Origin of the sequence: Pseudomonas ficuserectae, assembly GCF_024584585.1 — a bacterium.
GTDB lineage: Bacteria > Pseudomonadota > Gammaproteobacteria > Pseudomonadales > Pseudomonadaceae > Aquipseudomonas > Aquipseudomonas amygdali.
In genome coordinates, this window is sequence record NZ_CP085684.1 from 6,126,842 (window position 1) to 6,144,650 (window position 17,809).

Below are 17,809 nucleotides of genomic sequence, written 5' to 3' on the forward strand. Positions count from 1 at the left end.
GGTCATGAACCCCTTGTGTCGTGCTACATAGAACCGCTGATAGCGCTTTGATTCCTCTGTATCAGAAACTTTACCCTCAGCCGATGCGTGCGTTACGTACGCCTTCGGCCAATGCGGCGCACAGAGTCAACACGCCATCGATTGCCTTTTCAGGCGACTCGGCAGTGGCGATCTTATCGACGAACGCCGAGCCCACTACAACGCCGTCTGCCAGACGAGCAATGGCTGCAGCCTGCTCGGGTGTGCGGATACCGAAACCGACGCTGATCGGCAGACTGGTGTGGCGGCGCAAGCGTGCAATGGCTTCAGTGACATGCTCGGTGGTCGCCGAGCCAGCACCAGTTACACCGGCAACCGACACGTAGTAGACAAACCCGGAGCTGCGCTCCAACACACGCGGCAAGCGCGCATCGTCGGTGGTTGGCGTGGTCAGGCGGATGAAGTCGATACCGGATGCCTGTGCAGGCGTTGCCAGTTCGGCGTCGTGCTCGGGAGGCAGGTCAACGATGATCAGACCGTCGACGCCTGCTTCTTTTGCCTGCGCCACGAAGGCTTCGACGCCAAAGCGGTGGATCGGGTTGTAGTAACCCATCAGCACAATCGGCGTGGTCTGATCGTCGACACGGAATTCGCTGACCATCTGCAGGGTTTTCTGCAGGGTCTGGCCCGCGTCCAGAGCGCGTAGCGTAGCGAGCTGAATCGCCACACCGTCTGCCATCGGATCAGTGAACGGCATGCCCAGCTCGATCACGTCAGCACCCGCAGCAGGCAGGCCCTTCAGGACTTGCAGCGAGGTGTCGTAGCCTGGGTCGCCGGCGGTGATGAAAGTGACCAGCGCCGCACGACCTTCGGTTTTCAGCTGGGCGAAACGTTGTTCGAGACGGCTCATACCAGCTTCTCCTGAGTTTTTTCGGCGGCTGCCATATGGTTCATGACGGTTTGCATGTCTTTGTCACCGCGCCCGGACAGGCACACGACCATCAGGTGGTCGTCGCGCAGGTTGGTTGCCCGCTTCATGGCTTCGGCCAGTGCGTGAGCGGTTTCCAGTGCCGGGATGATGCCTTCGAGCAGGCAGCATTGATGGAAGGCATCCAGCGCTTCGTCATCGGTGATGCTGACGTACTCGACGCGTTTCACTTCGTGCAGGAAGGCGTGCTCCGGGCCGATACCCGGATAGTCCAGGCCAGCAGAGATCGAGTGCGCGTCTGTGATCTGCCCGTCGCCATCCTGGAGCAGGTAGGTACGGTTGCCGTGCAGCACGCCCGGTACGCCGCCATTGAGGCTGGCCGCGTGCTTGTCGGTATCCACGCCGTGACCGCCCGCTTCAACGCCGATGATTTCTACGCTGGCGTCATCGAGGAACGGATGGAACAGGCCCATGGCGTTGGAGCCGCCGCCCACGCAGGCGATCAGGCTGTCCGGCAGACGACCTTCCTTCTCCTGCATCTGCTCTTTGGTTTCCTTGCCGATGATGGCCTGGAAATCACGCACCATCGCCGGATACGGATGCGGACCTGCCACAGTGCCGATCAGGTAGAAGGTGTCGTCGACGTTGGTCACCCAGTCACGCAGCGCTTCGTTCATCGCATCTTTCAGGGTGCCGGTGCCGGAAGTGACCGGAACGATTTCAGCGCCCAGCAGCTTCATGCGGAACACGTTGGCCTGCTGACGTTCGATGTCGGTCGCGCCCATGTAGATCACGCAAGGCAAGCCAAAGCGCGCCGCGACGGTAGCGGTGGCAACGCCGTGCATGCCCGCGCCGGTTTCCGCAATCAGGCGTTTTTTGCCCATGCGCTTGGCCAGCAATACCTGGCCGATGCAGTTATTGATCTTGTGCGCGCCGGTGTGGTTCAGCTCTTCGCGCTTGAAGTAGATCTTCGCGCCGCCACAGAATTCGGTCAGGCGCTCGGCGAAGTACAGCGGGTTTGGACGGCCCACGTAATCGCGCTGGAAGTAGGCCATTTCCTTGGCGAACTCCGGGTCGGCCTTGGCGGCTTCGTACTCGCGGTTGAGGTCTAGCACCAGCGGCATCAGGGTTTCAGCCACGTAGCGGCCGCCGAATGAGCCGAACAGGCCGTTGGCGTCGGGGCCGCTGCGGAAGTTGGTCTGGGTCATGAAGTGCTCCAGTTGCAGTATTGGGCGAATGAATTGAGCCGGATCGGCAATGGGTCCACTTTAACCAGCGCACGGCTGGATGAAAACCGATAAGATCGCTGCAACCTGTCAGGAAAACTCACAGATCATGAGCCGCAACCTTCCTCCCCTCAACGCCCTGCGTGCCTTCGAAAGCACTGCCCGACTTGGCAGCGTCAGTCAGGCCGCTGAACAGCTGAACGTGACACATGGTGCTGTCAGTCGCCAATTGAAAGTGCTTGAAGAGCACTTGGGTGTAAGCCTGTTCAGCAAGGACGGACGAGGCTTGAAACTCACAGATGCAGGCATTCGGTTACGCGATGTGAGTGGCGAAGCATTCGATCGATTGCGCGGCGTATGTGTCGAGCTGAGCAAGGGCAGCGCAGACGCGCCATTCGTGTTGGGATGTTCCGGCAGCCTGCTGGCGCGCTGGTTCATACCGCGTTTGAGCCGTCTTAATGCCGAGTTGCCAGACCTGCGCCTGCACCTGTCGGCAGGTGAAGGCGACCTTGATCCGCGCCGGCCCGGCCTGGATGCATTGCTGGTATTCGCCGAGCCGCCGTGGCCTGCAGACATGCAGGTTTTCGAACTGGCGAGCGAACGAATAGGGCCGGTCTTGAGCCCACGCTTCGCGCGATTCGAAAGTCTGCGCGATGCACCCGCCGCAGCACTGCTCAAAGAATCACTGTTGCAAACCACCTCACGTCCGCAAGCCTGGCCAAGCTGGGCGCAGCACAACGGCATCGATCCGCGATCATTACGTTACGGGCAGGGTTTCGAGCATTTGTATTATTTGCTGGAGGCGGCTGTGGCGGGCCTGGGCATTGCGATTGCGCCGGAGCCTTTGGTCATCGATGACCTTAAAGCCGGTCGCCTGGCTGCGCCATGGGGTTTCAGCGAAACCCCGGCGCAGTTGGCGCTTTGGGTACCCAGACGTGCGGCCGATGGACGGGCGCGACAGCTTGCTCAGTGGTTGAAAAATGAGCTGAAGCGGTCTGAGGACCCGATCAGAATCTGATCAGTTACCGCGCTTGAACAGCATGTAGGCAGTGATCAGGCCAATGGCACCTACCGCAACACCAGCGGTGGTCCAAGGGTGCTCCTGAGCATAGTCACGAGTTGCCAGTGCATTTTCGCGGGTTTTCTCTTTAACGTCTTCGTAGACATCGCTGAGCAGGCTGCGCGAATGGCTCAGTGCGCTTTCAGCGTTGGCTTTCAGATTTTTCAGTGTCTTGCGCGACTCGTCGGTAGCGTCGGCTTTCAGGCCCTCGAGGGACTTCAGGAGGCTCTCGATCTCAGCTTCCATACTCTGCAACGAGGCTTTGCGAAGTGACGTAGTAGCCATGGTGTTTCTCCTGCAATGATGAGTGGGCGTGTTGTTTCCGACTCCGGGCTTTTTGGAAAGTGCGATGGGATTTTTGCAAAGCGCTGAACTTTTGCGCGCGTTCTCCTGACAGAAGCAGGGAGCGCGGTCTATATCGCGTCTTTTCCAGACCTTCAGGAGAACTGCCATGACCGATCATCACACGTACAAAAAAGTTGAAATCGTAGGCTCTTCCACTACCACTATCGAAGACGCCATCAACAACGCCCTGGCCGAAGCCAGCAAAAGCCTCGACCTGATGGAATGATTTGAGGTGACCGAAACCCGCGGCCATATCGAAAACGGCAAAGTCGCGCATTTCCAGGTCACCTTGAAAGTCGGCTTCCGCATTACCAACAGCTGATGCCCTTCTGAACCTTTCGGCTGGCCGATTGCCATAACCTGCGCTACACACACACTGATATGACCACACGGTTGATGTGTGGGCGTGGGGGTTTTCAATGGGCGCCTGTTCCGATGGCGTCTTCATTTGGCCGGACGAGAGGGATTACCCATGAAGAAGTTTTTGTTGGCTGTAGGCTTGCTGAGCATTGCAGGTACTGCCCTCGCGGCAGGCAAGCCATGTGAAGAGTTGAAAAGTGAAATCGACGCCAGACTCCAGGCGAAGGGCGTAACGTCCTACACGCTGGAAGTGGTCGAGAAAGGCAGCGCGTCCGACAAGCAAGTCGTCGGCACCTGCGAAGGCGGCACCAAGGAAGTCGTTTACCAACGCGGTTGATTGCCAGCCGGGCCTGACTCAGGTCGGTTCGCCGGCTAATCCCGTTTGCAGGTTTCACGAACAGCATCGCCCCGGACTGTCATCCAGTCCGGGGCGATGCTGTTTTTGAAGCCCGCGTTGTGACCCGAAAGGTTGCTATCAGCCTTGTGCGACCTGCGCCAGAATCTCGTAGGAACGCAGCCTGTCCTCGTGCTCATACATGTCGCACGTGAAGATCAGTTCATCGGCATCGGTCTGTTCAAGCAGCACATCCAGTTTGGCGCGGATCTTGTCCGGGCCGCCAACCATCGCCAGCCCCAGGAAGCTCGCCACCGCTTCACGTTCATGCGGCAGCCACAGGCCGTCCATGGATTCGACCGGTGGGCGCTGCATCAGACTGTGCCCGCGCATCAGCGCCAGGATGCGCTGGTAAACAGATGTCGCGAGGTATTCGGCGTGCTCGTCGGTGTCTGCCGCGGACAGCGGAACGCCGAGCATCACGTAGGGTTTGTCGAGCACGGCCGATGGCTGGAAGTGATTGCGGTACACGCGAATCGCCTCATGCATATAACGCGGCGCAAAATGCGACGCGAAGGCATACGGCAAACCGCGCATGCCTGCCAGTTGAGCACTGAACAGGCTCGAGCCCAGTAGCCAGATCGGCACGTTGGTGTCTGAGCCAGGAACAGCGATCACTTTTTGATCAGGCGTACGCGGCCCCAGATATTCCATCAGCTCGGTGACGTCATCCGGAAAATCTTCGGCGCTGCCGGAGCGTTCGCGGCGCAAGGCGCGAGCGGTCATCTGATCGGAACCCGGCGCGCGACCCAGCCCCAGATCAATCCGACCGGGATACAGGCTGGCCAGCGTGCCGAACTGCTCGGCAACCACCAGTGGTGCATGGTTGGGCAGCATGATCCCGCCAGCCCCGACACGAATGGTCGACGTGCCGCCTGCCAGGTAGGCGAGCAGCACCGAGGTCGCTGAACTGGCGATGCCGTCCATGTTGTGGTGCTCGGCCACCCAGAAGCGGTTGTAACCCAGCTTTTCAACATGCTGGGCAAGGTTGAGCGAGTTGCGCAGGGAATCGGCGGGCCCTTTGTCGTGGCGCACCGGCACCAGATCAAGGGTGGAAATTTTTACATCTGCCAGACGTTTCATAGGCCGGGGTAGCTCCTCGAATTGTGATGGGCTGGCTGCTGGAGCTGCCCACGATGAAACAGCAGTGCGGGCGCAAGTCTGGCTTTTCAATGGCAGGCGGATAAAAACCTACTTAAACGCTTGGTCTTTCCGACGGTTGAACTTTCCAGAGCCGTCTATCCTCAGAACCTTGTAACAGCATTGATCCAAATTCATCTCAAGAAGGAGCCACCATGAGCATCGTCAAGAAAGCATCCGCCCACTGGGAAGGTGATCTGAAAAACGGTATCGGCAGCATTTCCACGGAAACCGGCGTGTTGAAAGAAGCGCCTTACGGCTTCAAGGCTCGTTTTGAAGGCGGTAAAGGCACCAACCCTGAAGAATTGATCGGCGCGGCCCACGCAGGCTGCTTCTCGATGGCACTGTCCATGATTCTGGGCGGTGCAGGCCTGACTGCTGAGAGCATCGACACTCATGCTGACGTGACGCTTAACCAGATTGAAGGCGGTTTTGAAATCAGCGCTGTGCATTTGACCCTAAAGGCCAAAGTGCCAGGCGCAACGCAGGAGAAGTTCGACGAACTGACCAAGCAAGCCAAAGAAGGCTGCCCGGTTTCCAAGGTGCTGAACGCCAAGATCACTCTGGATGCTACGTTGTTGAGCTGATCCACAGCGAGCTTTGCGGGAGCGCCTTGTGCGCTCCTTCATCTCCTGTATAAAGCTGGCTTGCTTCATCGGTCATGCGTTCATTGGCGCATGGTTTGATTTTGATCAGGAGTCGAGCATGAAACGTTTTATTCTGGCAGTAACCTGCACCCTGCTGGCAACCAGCGCCCTGGCGGCGCCGAAATCCTGTGAAGAACTCAAGGATGAAATCGAAGCCAAGATCCAGGCCAACAACGTCACGTCCTACACGCTGGAAATTGTTAGCAACGAAGAGGCTTCCGATCCCAGCATGATCGTCGGCAGCTGCGACAACGGTACGAAAAAAATCATCTACCAGCTCAACGGTCGCTGATCAGATGCAGTGCACCCCGCCCTCTTCTTCCTCCTCGGCCACCACCTTGCGCTCTGCATCGTAAAGCCAGGCGTCGACACTGTTCGCCAGTGAGCGTACCTCCAGCACATAACGCTGCCCGGCAGCGAAGTGGTCGTAACGAACACTGACGTAACACGTGATCTCGGTGTACTCGTCGCCGATCATCCCCATGCCGCCCGACCGGTACTCATAGTCATAACGCACCTGTAACTCATGGCTGCCCGGCGTCACCTGAAAATAGCGCCCGTCGTAGGTGTTCTCGCCATCCAGCTTGTCGCCCATGATCAACTGGCCGGTGATGGTGCGCATCTCGACCCACGCCATGTCCGGATTGGCGGTGGGCAAGGGGCCGGCGCATCCGGCGAGGGTGGCTAGAGTGAGTGCGGTTATCAGTATCAGAAGACGGTTTGGCACCGAGGTGTACCTCTGTTTAAAAAGGTTTAGTGGCAACCGTTGACATGACCTGCTGTTGGCCATTCATCCAGTCTGCAGAAACTGCGCAGCGTGTTTCGGTCAAGCGTTGGATAACGGCAAAATCGCTTCTCAGGTTTCGTGAAAAGATTGGTTCATGATGAGCAATTCGATTTCGAAGCAATCGGATTTGTTCGAGATCAGCCGCGATCTTTGCTCGGTGGGCAGATACAGTGAAGCACTTTTCGAGGTTTGGAAAAAAGCGGTATAGATAAGGAGTCCAGATACGGCCTTCAAACCGTTTTGTGAACATTTTTTCCCAAAAGACGAATTTCAACTCCGCAATAACGGCCCCGGTTGTTCCACATTTCTGTCTGGCTCTTGCAAGCTCTTGTTTTGGCTTGAAAACCGGACCTGTAACATTGGGCAAGCTTTGCTCGAAGCCGGGACTCCAAGGCCACTCGGGGCCGTAAACCGAAGCGATTGCGTCTGCAACACCGTTACGAACAATCACCTCGCACAGGTGTAGCGGTGTAAGGAACGCTGCAGAGACGAGGGCGTTCCAGGCATACAAAGTGATGGCCTCATCAAGACCCCGGCCCACAGCGCGCGCTGCGTTCTCATACGTCGAAATCCGGGCAGAGGAAATGGACAATCTGATTGCCTTTGCGACCTCTAAAGCTGACATTGACGACAACTGCAAATCTCCCTATAGTCTGCCCACTTGCCGAGGGCCTAGCTGGCTTATGCCTCCCCCCACGGACAGATGATATAGCAATACCTAAAGCCCACCTGCACGGTGGGTTTTCTGTTTGTGTCTAATGAAAATAGCTTTTTACACGGGCGCACAGCTCGGTGCGTTCCAGCTCGTCCGTGGTTTGAGTCTCTGTAACCTTCAATCCTCATAACAGTTGCACATCCCCACTCCCCTCCTGCATAACATCACCGTACCCAAGCCACCAAAGCACTTCCTTCATGGCCACATTCTCCCTGCCACGCCTTCGACACCTGCCAGCGCTGACGGCCGTCACGCTGCTTGCCGGCTGCTCCAGCGTTTCTTACTACGGCCAGTTGGCTCAAGGGCAGTGGCAATTGCTGCAGGCTCGCGAACCGGTGGCGAAGATCGTCGCTGACCCGAAGCGGGATGCCGGGTTGCGTGAGCGTCTGGCCCGTTCACAGTTGGCACGGACGTTTGCCAGTGAACATTTGCATCTGCCGGATAACCAGAGCTATCGCCTGTATGCGGATCTGGGACGTCCTTATGTGGTGTGGAATGTGTTCGCGACCGACGAGTTTTCGCTGGAGCCTGTTACGCATTGTTTTCCGATTGCCGGCTGCGTCGCGTATCGCGGTTATTACAGCCCTGGCGGGGCGCGTGGTGAGGCGGCGTTGCAGCGTCAGGCGGGCAAGGATGTGTATTTGAGCGGTGTGGAAGCCTATTCGACACTGGGCTGGTTCAATGACCCGATTCTCAGTTCGATGATGGGCTGGGGAGATGAGCGTTTGGCGACGCTGATTTTTCATGAGTTGGCGCATCAGCGGTTTTATGTGAAAGACGACACCGAGTTCAACGAGTCCTACGCCAGCTTCGTCGAACAGGAAGGTACGCGGCAGTGGCGTGCGGCGCGGGGTTTGCCGCCAGAGAGTGTTTCGCAGTCCGCACGGCGTGACCAGTTTATCCGGTTGGTGCTCGACACTCGGGAGCGGCTCAAGGCGTTGTATCGTCAGCCGTTGTCGGCTGAGGAGATGCGCGCGCGCAAGGCTGAAGAGTTCGAGCGGTTGCGCAGTGACTACCGCACGTTACGCGATGAACAATGGGCAGGCGACAAGCGTTTTGATGCCTGGATCAACAGCCCGATGAACAACGCCAAGCTGCTGCCATTTGGTCTTTATGATCAGTGGGTGCCAGCGTTTGCAGCGTTGTTCAGGCAGGTGAATGGCGATTGGGTGGCGTTTTTCAATGCCGTGGAAAAGCTGGGAGGGCTGCCGGTCGAGGCGCGCAAGGCGGCGTTGCAGCGGTTGATGCCCTGAGTACGATTATTGTTACTACGCTGCGCGTGGTAATGCCTTTCTGGACGCTCTGCGTCCGGCCTCGAGTGAGCGGCGCTGTGCAGATTTGTGACGCAGAGCGTCACGGGATGCATTCCTACGCTGGAGCGCAGGAACGATAGTCAGGCCTTATCAAACCCCTCCGCCAGATGCTGATCCTTGAGCTTCACGTAGTTAGTGGCGCTGTACGGAAAAAAGGCGATTTCCTTGTCGGTTAATGCACGTACCTGTTTGACCGGACGACCAACGTACAGAAACCCGCTTTCCAGCACTTTGCCCGGTGGCACCAGGCTGCCTGCGCCGATGATGACCTCGTCTTCGACAACCGCGCCGTCCATGATGGTGGTGCCCATGCCGACCAGAATGCGGTTGCCGATTGTGCAGCCATGCAGCATGGCCTTGTGGCCGATGGTCACTTCGTCGCCGATCAGCAGCGGGAAACCGTCCGGGTTGAAGGGGCCTGCGTGGGTGATGTGCAGCACGCTGCCGTCCTGCACACTGGTGCGGGCACCGATGCGGATGCGGTGCATGTCGCCGCGTATCACCGTCAGCGGCCAGACGGAGCTGTCGGCTCCGATTTCAACATCGCCGATAACCACCGCTGAATGGTCGACAAAGGCCCGTTCGCCGAGGGCTGGGGTGTGGTCCTGAAACTTGCGAATGGCCACGATAGGCTCCTTCTTTGGCAGTGATAGGCGTGCAGAGCGGGTTTGGTTGCTGCGGTCGGCGTCGATTGTAATTAAGATGGTTGGGTGTTTCTTCCAGCCAAGGTGCAAAACCGTGAGCGCGAACAACCCTCTTCTGCAATCGTACGACCTGCCACCCTTTTCGGCGATTCGTGCCGAACATGTCAAACCTGCTATTGAAAAAATTCTGGCGGACAACCGTGCCGCGATTGCCGACATCCTCGCTAAACAGGGGTCGACACCGACCTGGGCCGGGCTGGTCCTGACGATGGACGAATTGAATGACCGCCTGGGCGCTGCCTGGAGCCCGGTCAGCCACCTGAACGCCGTGTGCAACAGCGCTGAGCTGCGCGAAGCGTATGAGTCGTGCCTGCCGGCATTGAGCGCCTACTCCACCGAGATGGGCCAGAATCGCGCACTGTTTCAGGCCTATGAAGCGCTGGCCAACGGTCCTGAAGCCGCCACCTTCGACGTCGGTCAGAAGACCATTCTGGAGCAATCGCTGCGCGATTTCCGCCTGTCCGGCATCGATCTGCCGCCTGAACAGCAGAAGCGTTACGCCGAAGTGCAGAGCAAACTGTCGGAGCTGGGCAGCCAGTTTTCCAACCAGTTGCTCGATGCCACTCAGGCCTGGACCAAGCTGGTTACCGATGAGTCCGCCCTCGCCGGCCTGACCGATTCTGCCAAACAGCAGATGGCTGCCGCCGCCAAGGCCAAGGATCTGGAAGGCTACCTGATCACGCTGGAATTCCCGAGCTACTACGCGGTGATGACCTACGCCGAAGACCGCGCACTGCGTGAAGAAGTCTATGCGGCATACTGCACTCGCGCGTCGGATCAAGGCCCGAATGCGGGCAAGAACGACAATACCCCTGTCATGGAGCAGATCCTCGACCTGCGTCAGGAACTGGCCCAACTGCTTGGCTACGCGAACTTTGCCGAGCTGAGCCTGGCAACCAAGATGGCCGAGTCCAGCGATCAGGTGCTGAGCTTCCTGCGTGACCTGGCCAAGCGCAGCAAGCCTTTCGCGGCCCAGGACCTGGAGCAGCTCAAGGCCTACGCCGCCGAACAGGGTTGCCCGGATCTGCAAAGCTGGGACAGCGGTTTCTACGGCGAGAAGCTGCGCGAACAGCGCTATAGCGTTTCCCAGGAAATCCTGCGTGCCTACTTCCCCATCGATAAAGTGCTCGGCGGTCTGTTCGCTATCGTCCAGCGTCTGTACGGCATCGAGATTGCCGAGCAAAAAGGCTTCGACACCTGGCACCCGGATGTTCGTCTGTTCGAGATCAAGGAAAACGGCCAGCACGTCGGGCGTTTCTTCTTCGATCTGTATGCGCGCGCCAACAAGCGTGGCGGTGCCTGGATGGACGGCGCTCGTGATCGCCGTCGCACGGCTGAAGGTACTCTGCAAAGCCCGGTGGCCAATCTGGTGTGCAACTTCACGCCTGCGGTCGCGGGCAAGCCTGCGCTGCTGACCCACGATGAAGTCACCACGTTGTTCCACGAATTCGGTCATGGCCTGCATCATCTGCTGACCCGCATCGATCATGCCGGCGTATCCGGTATCAACGGCGTGGCCTGGGACGCCGTCGAGTTGCCGAGCCAGTTCATGGAAAACTGGTGCTGGGAGCCCGAAGGCCTGGCGCTGATCTCCGGTCATTACGAAACCGGCGAGCCGTTGCCGCAGGACCTGCTGGAGAAAATGCTCGCCGCCAAGAACTTCCAGTCCGGCCTGATGATGGTGCGTCAGCTGGAGTTCTCGCTGTTCGACTTTGAATTGCACGCCACCCACGGCGACGGCCGCAGCGTGCTGGAGGTGTTGGAAGGCATTCGTGACGAGGTGTCGGTGATGCGTCCGCCTGCCTATAACCGTTTCCCAAACAGCTTCGCGCACATCTTCGCAGGCGGTTACGCAGCTGGTTATTACAGCTACAAGTGGGCCGAAGTGCTGTCTGCCGATGCGTTCTCGAAATTCGAGGAAGACGGTGTGCTCAACGCCGAAACCGGCCGCGCCTTCCGCGAAGCCATTCTGGCCCGTGGCGGTTCACAGGCACCGATGGTGCTGTTCGTCGACTTCCGCGGACGCGAGCCGTCGATTGACGCACTCTTGCGTCACAGTGGCTTGAGTGAGGATGCGGCAGCATGACCGATACACCGGTAATCATTACCAAGAAACGCTTCATCGCCGGGGCTGTTTGCCCGGCGTGCAGCGAGCCTGACAAGCTCATGATGTGGAGCGAAAACGACGTGCCGCACCGCGAGTGCGTCGGCTGCGGATACAGCGATACGCTCAACGAGCAAGGTATTTCGATACCGAAGGAACTGGGCACGCGGGTCAACAAGGTGGTGGTCAAACCGGCAGATCCGAAAGTGCAGGGTGTGCAGTTTTTTCCGAATCCGAAGTTGAAGAAGCCGGTGGATCCTGAGTGACGTGATCGGTCGGGTCAAAATGAAAGGTTCGTTCGTCTGAACGAACCTTTTTTATAGCTCGCCGCCTCAGGTTATCAGCGACAGAAATTACCAATCGGCCAATTCAGCCACCTTCTTCCTGAAGGCTAGCGCCAGAACCGTCAGCACTTCCTCATCCCTGCCCAGCTCGCCGAAAATCTTGTGATTTCCGTGTGGGTGCAGCCTGACCCAGGCTTGTTCTTGCAGGTCGTCGTCCTCATAAAACTGGATGGCTATTACAGGATGGTTATGTTGCTCGATATCTTCAGCCCACAACCGTATCTCATACTTTGCCATCACCCACCTCGTTCTCAGGTAAATGCGCCATTACCCGGCAGCCGAGTTGGCGTTTCCCTACAGTAGTGCGCGACTAAAAATGCGTCTACTGACAGAAATGGCAGGTGGTTGTTTGTACAGGAAGTTAAAACACGCGAGTAACAGGCTGGAGCGGTATCGACTCGTTCATGCAGGCAAGCGGCGCGCACCGCTTGCCCATGAAGAAGGCGATGTCTCAGCTTTCTGTCTGCAGCCTGCGTTTCTCTGCCAGACGGCTTCTGCCGTACAGCACCGCAATGGCGATCAGGGCAATGGCCTGTGCGCTCAGCGAGTACAGGTCGGCGTGGATACCCAGCCAGTCGAACTCGAAGAACGGCACGGGCCTGGTACCGAATATGCCCGCTTCCTGTAGCGCCTTGACGCCGTGACCGGCAAACACCACTGACAGCGCGCACAGCAGCGCAGCGTTGATACCGAAGAACAGCGACAGCGGCAGCTTCGCCGAACCGCGCAGGATGACCCATGCCAGGCCCACGAGCAGCACCAGCGCCGTGGCACCACCCGCCAGCACGGCATCGTGCCCGGCGGGTCCTGCCTGCAACCACAGGGTTTCATAGAACAGGATCACTTCGAACAGCTCGCGATACACCGAGAAGAACGCCAGCACCGCGAAGCCGAAACGACCACCGCCGCCGACCAGACTGCTTTTGACATAGTCCTGCCATGCGGCGGCATGACGACGGTCGTGCATCCACACACCAAGCCAGAGCACCATTACGCTGGCAAACAGCGCGGTGGCACCTTCCAGCAATTCACGCTGTGCGCCGCTGACGTCGATGACGTAGGCCGCCAGCGCCCAGATGCCCAGCCCGGCCAGCAAAGCCAGACCCCAGCCGATGTTGACGCTGCGCACCGCAGACTGCTGGCCGGTATTGCGCAGAAACGCCAGAATCGCCGCCAGTACCAGAATCGCTTCCAGTCCTTCACGCAGCAGAATCAACAGGCCCGAAACGTAGCTCAGCGACAGGCTCAGACCATCGCTGCCCAACAGCCCCGCCGATTCCTTGAGCTTGCCTTTGGCCGCTTCCAGCTTTTGGGCAACCTGCGCCAGCGGCAGGCTGTCCTGCAAGGACTGTCGGTAAGCCATCAGGCTTTTTTCAGTGTCCTTGCGCACATTGGCGTCTACGTTATCCAGCGAGCTTTCGACCAGTTCGAAACCTTCCAGATACGCTGCCACCGACAAGTCATAGGCCTGCTCGCGATCACCGGCCTTGTAGGCAGCCAGGCTTTTGTCAAGCGTTACACTGGTGTAATCCAGCAGTTGTGCCGGGCCGCGCTGCACCTGTGGCGGCTGCGCGCGCTGGACACGAAAGGTTGCGCTGGCATCCGCACCCTCGGCTGCCTGAACTTCGGCAGGTGTCTGGCGAGCCAGGTCGGCGATGTTGAAGGTCTTGGCTGGGTTGGCAACCGGTTGTGCACTGAAACTGGCGATATAGGTCGCGATGTCCCAGCGCTGGCGGTCGTCCAGCTGGTCGGCAAATGCGGGCATATCGGTACCGGCGATGCCCAGCCCGGTCGCGTTGTAGAGATCATAAAGACTCAGGCGATCCAGCCGTGCCGTGTCACGCAGGTTTGAGGGAGGCGGTTCCAGGCCGATGCCTGCCGGGCCATCACCTGCGCCGCTATCGCCATGACAGACCGAGCAATGCTGAGCGTAAAGGGGCGCACCACGGGCCGGGTCCGGAGTAATGGCAGGGGCCTGGCTGACTTCGTAGGCAAGTGCGAGCTTCGCACTCAACTGCCGCGCCTGATGCACAACCTGTACACCGTCCTGTCGACCCGCTACGGCGCTTTTCAGCTGCGTCACGTCCCGTTCCAGATCAGCACGCTCTGCGCGTTGCGGCAGGGCCACGACGAGGCCTTGCAGCGCGGCCAGGTTGTCGACCTGCTGTTGATACTCGGCGCTATTCACGACCTTGCCATCCGCCACAGTGGCCGGATAGTCGGCACCCAGATAATCCAGCAGATGCAACGCCTGGGCTGCGCCCTCGACAGGATCAGCCAGCGTGACGCCGCTGCACAGCGCCAGTAGTGGTATCAGCAGCCAGGCAAGGAAACGAGAACGGAGGGGCATTGCAGAATCTCGACAGGAATGCGATGCGGTGCATTGTTAACGCCGCAAGAGCACTACTCAAGTGTCGAAGTCTGTTTTTGTTACAGAATCTTACATTCGGACTTCATATAGCCTTCGAACAGGACATTAGCTCGTTCAAAGGCTTGAAGAGGTCGGCAGGTTTACGCTGTACCGCGATGCAGCGTGGCCAGAAACCCCGCGGCCCCTACGAACAGACTGGCAAACGTACGATTCAGGCGACGCTGCTGGCGAGGTGTCTTCAACATGCGCAGCACCTTCGACGCCAGCCCGGTGTAGCCGGCCATCACGATCAGATCGACCACGACCATGGTCGCCGCGATAATGGCGTACTGGATGAGCAGTGGAGCAGCCGGTTCGATGAATTGCGGCAAAATCGCCAGCATGAAGATCAGAGCCTTGGGGTTGCTGATATTGACCAGAAAACCGCGGATCACCAGCGTCATCGGTTTGCCGACAGGGCGCACGGCAGACTCGTCGCCAAGGTCAGCAGGCAATGCGCGCCATTGCTTGATGCCCAGATAGACCAGGTACGCCACGCCGAACCACTTGATCAACGTGAAGGCCATCTCGGAAGCTGCCAATACCGCGCCGAGCCCGGCAGCAACAATCGCGATCTGCGCCACCAACGCAATTTGCAGCCCCAGGGCATTCCAGTAGCCGCGCAGGAAACCGTATTGCAGGCCGCAGGACATGGAGGCGATAGCGCCTGCGCCAGGGGAAAGGCTGATAATCCAGCAGGCCGCAAAGAAGCCCAGCCACGTTTCAAGCGCCATCACGCACCTCAAGCAAAGTCGAATGCCCGATAAATTAGTGGTTAACGCTTTGGAAGGCTAACTATTTTTAATCCTGCTCGTCAGGCTGCTTCGCAACCACCATTTGTGGAAACAGATCACTGCCGCGCCAGCGCCGGACCGACTTCTGGAAAAACTGGCTATTGGGCACCTGAACCAGCGCTCCACCGGCTTCCGGGGTCTCGATCAGGGTGGTGAACATAAGATTGATAGCGACCACGCGACCTTTTACCCCGGGCTTGTCCAGCGTATCGACCAGCTCGACCATGTCACCGATGCGGAACGGGCCGATGGTGAAGATCAAAATGGCGCAGAGCAGGTTCGACAGCACGCTCCACATGGCGAAGAACGCCACCGCCGCGACGGCTACAAAGCCGGACAGTGCCGTCCACAGCACTGTGGCCGAAACTCCGAGGCGGCCGAGGACGAGAACAAACGCGCTGCCCATGATCAACCAGCGCAAGCCGCCACGCACCGGCACCAGCAGCTCTGGCGGCAATGGATAGCGCTCGCCCAGACCGGTCAGAAAACCGCCCACGATGCGTTGCAATACGTAACCGGCCAACAGGATCAGCAGAATCTGCGCACCCACCAGCAGCGGTTCAAGCCAGTACGCGGATACCGGCAGGCCCAACATGTCCATCACTTCCCCGCCTCTCTCACGACAATGCTTCCAGCTCGGCCTGCATGGACTCCAGCAGTTCCAGCGCCTGCATCCAGGCGTCTTCCAGCTCGGACTCACGTACCTTCAACTTTGCCTGCTCGGCCAGCAGGTCGCGCAGTTTGTCCTTGTTGGCCGCCTCGTAGTTGGTGCTGTCCGCCAGCGCTTCCTCGACCTTGGCGAGTTTTTCATTCACCAGCCCAAGGTCACGCTCCAGCTTGTCGGCTTCACGCTTGTGTGGCGCCAGTTGTTGACGCAAGGCCGCTGCCTGCTGACGTTGGGCTTTCTTGTCAGTCTTGTCGGCGTTGACTGGCGTGGTGCTGACCGGCGCGTTGCGCAGGCGGTAATCGGCCAGCCAGCGCGTGTAGTCATCCAGATCGCCGTCGAACTCCTGTACGCGGCCGTCAGCCACCAGCAGGAAGTCATCGGTGGTGCTCTTGAGCAAGTGCCGATCGTGAGACACCACCAGTACCGCGCCACCGAACTCCTGCAAGGCCATGGTCAGCGCCAGACGCATCTCCAGATCGAGGTGGTTGGTCGGTTCATCGAGCAGCAACAGGTTGGGCTTTTCCCAGGCGATCAGTGCCAGCGCCAAGCGGGCTTTCTCTCCACCGGAGAAATTCAGCACGGGCTCATCCAGACGTGCGCCACGGAAATCGAAGCCGCCGAGGAAGTCGCGCAGCGTCTGTTCACGTTCAGTCGGTGCCAGACGCTGCAAGTGCAGTAATGGGGTGGCCTTGGCGTCCAGTGAGTCAAGCTGATGCTGGGCAAAGTAGCCCACGGTGAGGTTTTCGCCACGCACCAGCCGACCGCTTTGCGGCTCGAGCTCGCCGGCGAGGTTTTTGATCAGCGTCGACTTGCCTGCGCCGTTGGGACCCAGCAGGCCGATGCGCGCGCCCGGCGTGAGTTGCAGCTTGACCTTCTCCAGAATGGTCTTGTCGCCGTAACCCAGACGCGCGTCTGACAGATCCAGCAACGGGCTGGAGATCTTGTCGGACTCACGGAAAACGAAGTTGAACGGCGAATCGACGTGCGCGGCGGACAGCTCTTCCATGCGCTCCAGTGCCTTGATCCGGCTCTGGGCCTGGCGGGCCTTGGTGGCCTGGGCCTTGAAGCGCGCGATGTATTTTTCCATGTGCGCGCGTTGCGCCTGCTGCTTCTCGTAGGCCTGTTGCTGCTGGGCCAGACGTTCGGCACGAGCGCGCTCGAAAGCGCTGTAGCCGCCACGATAAAGCGTGATCTTGCGTTGCTCGACATGGGCGATGTGATCGACCACAGCGTCCAGAAAATCCCGGTCGTGGGAAATCAGCAGCAAGGTGCCAGGGTAGCTTTTGAGCCAGTCTTCAAGCCAAAGAATGGCGTCCAGGTCCAAGTGGTTGGTCGGTTCGTCGAGCAGCAACAGGTCCGACGGGCACATCAGCGCTTGCGCGAGGTTCAGGCGCATACGCCAGCCGCCGGAGAAACTGCCGACCTGACGTTCCATCTGTTCGTTGGTGAAGCCCAACCCTGCCAGCAGCTTGCGTGCCCGCGCATCTGCGGTGTAACCGTCGGCGCTGTCGAGCTCCGAATGCAGACGCGCCTGAGCAGCGCCGTCCTGCGCGGCTTCCGCCTCGGCCAGCAGACGCTGAACCTCGCGCAGGCGCTCGTCGCCGTCGAGTACGTAGTCCACGCCCAGGCGCTCAAGGGTGTCGACCTCCTGACGCATATGCGCGATACGCCAGTCGGCGGGCAGCAGGCAGTCACCGGCATCGGGCGTCAGCTCGCCACGCAGCAAGGCGAACAGGCTGGATTTACCGGCGCCATTGGCACCGATCAGGCCGGCTTTATGGCCGGCGTGCAGGGTCAGCTCGGCGTCTTCTAGCAGACGTTGCGGACCACGCTGTAAGGTAAGGCTTTGAAGTCGAATCATAATGGCGGCGGAGTCTACCAGCTTCGTCCTG

19 protein-coding genes and 1 pseudogene are annotated in these 17,809 nt (G+C 59.1%); 8 read left to right on the forward strand and 12 right to left on the reverse strand.

Annotated elements, in window-relative coordinates:
• Positions 1-76: 76 nt before the first annotated feature.
• Together trpA and trpB are read right to left on the reverse strand one after the other, a co-directional pair.
• The gene (gene trpA, locus LJU29_RS27510) at positions 77-889 is read right to left on the reverse strand and encodes a tryptophan synthase subunit alpha (RefSeq protein ID WP_004660359.1); all 813 of its coding nucleotides are present in this window, start codon (positions 887-889) and stop codon (positions 77-79) included.
• Complete coding sequence (trpB, locus tag LJU29_RS27515) at positions 886-2,115, reverse strand: tryptophan synthase subunit beta (protein WP_002551347.1); 1,230 nt, start codon at positions 2,113-2,115, stop codon at positions 886-888. The genes trpA and trpB overlap by 4 nt, the downstream gene beginning before the upstream one ends.
• A gap of 79 nt (positions 2,116-2,194) precedes the next feature.
• Here trpB and LJU29_RS27520 point away from each other — a divergent pair, with 79 nt between their 5' ends.
• Entirely contained in the window at positions 2,195-3,151 is a 957-nt protein-coding gene (locus tag LJU29_RS27520; protein ID WP_122320959.1) for a LysR family transcriptional regulator, read from the forward strand.
• On the opposite strand, the gene LJU29_RS27525 is transcribed toward LJU29_RS27520, so the two are convergent.
• The gene (locus tag LJU29_RS27525) at positions 3,152-3,478 is read right to left on the reverse strand and encodes an ElaB/YgaM/YqjD family protein (protein WP_002551349.1); all 327 of its coding nucleotides are present in this window, start codon (positions 3,476-3,478) and stop codon (positions 3,152-3,154) included.
• A 166-nt stretch (positions 3,479-3,644) separates the two neighbouring features.
• Between LJU29_RS27525 and LJU29_RS27530 the strand changes: the two are divergent.
• A pseudogene (locus LJU29_RS27530) lies at positions 3,645-3,860 on the forward strand (dodecin).
• A gap of 150 nt (positions 3,861-4,010) precedes the next feature.
• The gene (locus LJU29_RS27535) at positions 4,011-4,235 is read left to right on the forward strand and encodes a DUF1161 domain-containing protein (RefSeq protein WP_002551351.1); all 225 of its coding nucleotides are present in this window, start codon (positions 4,011-4,013) and stop codon (positions 4,233-4,235) included.
• A gap of 138 nt (positions 4,236-4,373) precedes the next feature.
• Here LJU29_RS27535 and LJU29_RS27540 read toward each other — a convergent pair whose 3' ends face one another.
• Positions 4,374-5,375, reverse strand: coding sequence for an LLM class flavin-dependent oxidoreductase (locus LJU29_RS27540; protein WP_004660365.1), 1,002 nt, complete (start codon positions 5,373-5,375; stop codon positions 4,374-4,376).
• Positions 5,376-5,587: 212 nt separating this feature from the next.
• Here LJU29_RS27540 and LJU29_RS27545 point away from each other — a divergent pair, with 212 nt between their 5' ends.
• Together LJU29_RS27545 and LJU29_RS27550 are read left to right on the forward strand one after the other, a co-directional pair.
• Positions 5,588-6,019, forward strand: coding sequence for an OsmC family protein (locus LJU29_RS27545; protein ID WP_257111476.1), 432 nt, complete (start codon positions 5,588-5,590; stop codon positions 6,017-6,019).
• A 118-nt stretch (positions 6,020-6,137) separates the two neighbouring features.
• Positions 6,138-6,371 (forward strand): DUF1161 domain-containing protein, encoded by a 234-nt coding sequence (locus LJU29_RS27550; RefSeq protein ID WP_011167298.1) that lies wholly within the window; start codon positions 6,138-6,140, stop codon positions 6,369-6,371.
• Here the strand turns inward: LJU29_RS27550 and LJU29_RS27555 are convergent, their stop codons facing one another.
• Entirely contained in the window at positions 6,372-6,806 is a 435-nt protein-coding gene (locus LJU29_RS27555) for a PA0061/PA0062 family lipoprotein (protein WP_442628643.1), read from the reverse strand.
• Between the two features lie 16 nt (positions 6,807-6,822).
• Positions 6,823-7,491, reverse strand: a complete 669-nt coding sequence (locus LJU29_RS27560) for a hypothetical protein (RefSeq protein WP_054994651.1) — start codon at positions 7,489-7,491, stop codon at positions 6,823-6,825.
• Between the two features lie 287 nt (positions 7,492-7,778).
• Here LJU29_RS27560 and LJU29_RS27565 point away from each other — a divergent pair, with 287 nt between their 5' ends.
• Positions 7,779-8,834, forward strand: coding sequence for an aminopeptidase (locus tag LJU29_RS27565; protein ID WP_054994650.1), 1,056 nt, complete (start codon positions 7,779-7,781; stop codon positions 8,832-8,834).
• 140 nt (positions 8,835-8,974) lie between these two features.
• Here the strand turns inward: LJU29_RS27565 and LJU29_RS27570 are convergent, their stop codons facing one another.
• Positions 8,975-9,520, reverse strand: a complete 546-nt coding sequence (locus tag LJU29_RS27570) for a gamma carbonic anhydrase family protein (protein WP_002551357.1) — start codon at positions 9,518-9,520, stop codon at positions 8,975-8,977.
• Between the two features lie 76 nt (positions 9,521-9,596).
• On the opposite strand from LJU29_RS27570, the gene prlC reads away from it, so the two are divergent.
• Complete coding sequence (prlC, locus tag LJU29_RS27575; RefSeq protein WP_183137997.1) at positions 9,597-11,684, forward strand: oligopeptidase A; 2,088 nt, start codon at positions 9,597-9,599, stop codon at positions 11,682-11,684.
• Positions 11,681-11,968: a YheV family putative zinc ribbon protein gene (locus tag LJU29_RS27580; RefSeq protein WP_005732774.1), complete on the forward strand. Its 288-nt coding sequence runs from the start codon at positions 11,681-11,683 to the stop codon at positions 11,966-11,968. The genes prlC and LJU29_RS27580 overlap by 4 nt, the downstream gene beginning before the upstream one ends.
• An 87-nt stretch (positions 11,969-12,055) precedes the next feature.
• On the opposite strand, the gene LJU29_RS27585 is transcribed toward LJU29_RS27580, so the two are convergent.
• From LJU29_RS27585 to abc-f, 5 genes are all read right to left on the reverse strand, one after another.
• Positions 12,056-12,283, reverse strand: coding sequence for a hypothetical protein (locus LJU29_RS27585; protein ID WP_002551360.1), 228 nt, complete (start codon positions 12,281-12,283; stop codon positions 12,056-12,058).
• Positions 12,284-12,497: 214 nt separating this feature from the next.
• On the reverse strand, positions 12,498-14,396 hold the full coding sequence (locus LJU29_RS27590) for a cytochrome c/FTR1 family iron permease (RefSeq protein WP_257111478.1): 1,899 nt from the start codon (positions 14,394-14,396) through the stop codon (positions 12,498-12,500).
• Between the two features lie 161 nt (positions 14,397-14,557).
• The gene (locus LJU29_RS27595) at positions 14,558-15,190 is read right to left on the reverse strand and encodes a LysE family transporter (RefSeq protein ID WP_002551362.1); all 633 of its coding nucleotides are present in this window, start codon (positions 15,188-15,190) and stop codon (positions 14,558-14,560) included.
• Between the two features lie 67 nt (positions 15,191-15,257).
• On the reverse strand, positions 15,258-15,851 hold the full coding sequence (locus LJU29_RS27600) for a mechanosensitive ion channel family protein (RefSeq protein ID WP_002551363.1): 594 nt from the start codon (positions 15,849-15,851) through the stop codon (positions 15,258-15,260).
• 16 nt (positions 15,852-15,867) lie between these two features.
• Positions 15,868-17,778, reverse strand: coding sequence for a ribosomal protection-like ABC-F family protein (gene abc-f, locus LJU29_RS27605; protein ID WP_005743916.1), 1,911 nt, complete (start codon positions 17,776-17,778; stop codon positions 15,868-15,870).
• Positions 17,779-17,809: the final 31 nt, after the last annotated feature.

What these genes read in the sequence shown, in the direction of transcription:
- trpA (WP_004660359.1), bottom strand. Translation starts at nt 889, where the DNA reads ATGAGCCGTCTCGAACAACGTTTCGCCCAGCTGAAAACCGAAGGTCGT.
- trpB (WP_002551347.1), bottom strand. Translation starts at nt 2,115, where the DNA reads ATGACCCAGACCAACTTCCGCAGCGGCCCCGACGCCAACGGCCTGTTC.
- LJU29_RS27520 (WP_122320959.1), top strand. Translation starts at nt 2,195, where the DNA reads ATGAAAACCGATAAGATCGCTGCAACCTGTCAGGAAAACTCACAGATC.
- LJU29_RS27525 (WP_002551349.1), bottom strand. Translation starts at nt 3,478, where the DNA reads ATGGCTACTACGTCACTTCGCAAAGCCTCGTTGCAGAGTATGGAAGCT.
- LJU29_RS27535 (WP_002551351.1), top strand. Translation starts at nt 4,011, where the DNA reads ATGAAGAAGTTTTTGTTGGCTGTAGGCTTGCTGAGCATTGCAGGTACT.
- LJU29_RS27540 (WP_004660365.1), bottom strand. Translation starts at nt 5,375, where the DNA reads ATGAAACGTCTGGCAGATGTAAAAATTTCCACCCTTGATCTGGTGCCG.
- LJU29_RS27545 (WP_257111476.1), top strand. Translation starts at nt 5,588, where the DNA reads ATGAGCATCGTCAAGAAAGCATCCGCCCACTGGGAAGGTGATCTGAAA.
- LJU29_RS27550 (WP_011167298.1), top strand. Translation starts at nt 6,138, where the DNA reads ATGAAACGTTTTATTCTGGCAGTAACCTGCACCCTGCTGGCAACCAGC.
- LJU29_RS27560 (WP_054994651.1), bottom strand. Translation starts at nt 7,491, where the DNA reads ATGTCAGCTTTAGAGGTCGCAAAGGCAATCAGATTGTCCATTTCCTCT.
- LJU29_RS27565 (WP_054994650.1), top strand. Translation starts at nt 7,779, where the DNA reads ATGGCCACATTCTCCCTGCCACGCCTTCGACACCTGCCAGCGCTGACG.
- prlC (WP_183137997.1), top strand. Translation starts at nt 9,597, where the DNA reads ATGGTTGGGTGTTTCTTCCAGCCAAGGTGCAAAACCGTGAGCGCGAAC.
- LJU29_RS27580 (WP_005732774.1), top strand. Translation starts at nt 11,681, where the DNA reads ATGACCGATACACCGGTAATCATTACCAAGAAACGCTTCATCGCCGGG.
- LJU29_RS27585 (WP_002551360.1), bottom strand. Translation starts at nt 12,283, where the DNA reads ATGGCAAAGTATGAGATACGGTTGTGGGCTGAAGATATCGAGCAACAT.
- LJU29_RS27590 (WP_257111478.1), bottom strand. Translation starts at nt 14,396, where the DNA reads ATGCCCCTCCGTTCTCGTTTCCTTGCCTGGCTGCTGATACCACTACTG.
- LJU29_RS27595 (WP_002551362.1), bottom strand. Translation starts at nt 15,190, where the DNA reads ATGGCGCTTGAAACGTGGCTGGGCTTCTTTGCGGCCTGCTGGATTATC.
- LJU29_RS27600 (WP_002551363.1), bottom strand. Translation starts at nt 15,851, where the DNA reads ATGGACATGTTGGGCCTGCCGGTATCCGCGTACTGGCTTGAACCGCTG.
- abc-f (WP_005743916.1), bottom strand. Translation starts at nt 17,778, where the DNA reads ATGATTCGACTTCAAAGCCTTACCTTACAGCGTGGTCCGCAACGTCTG.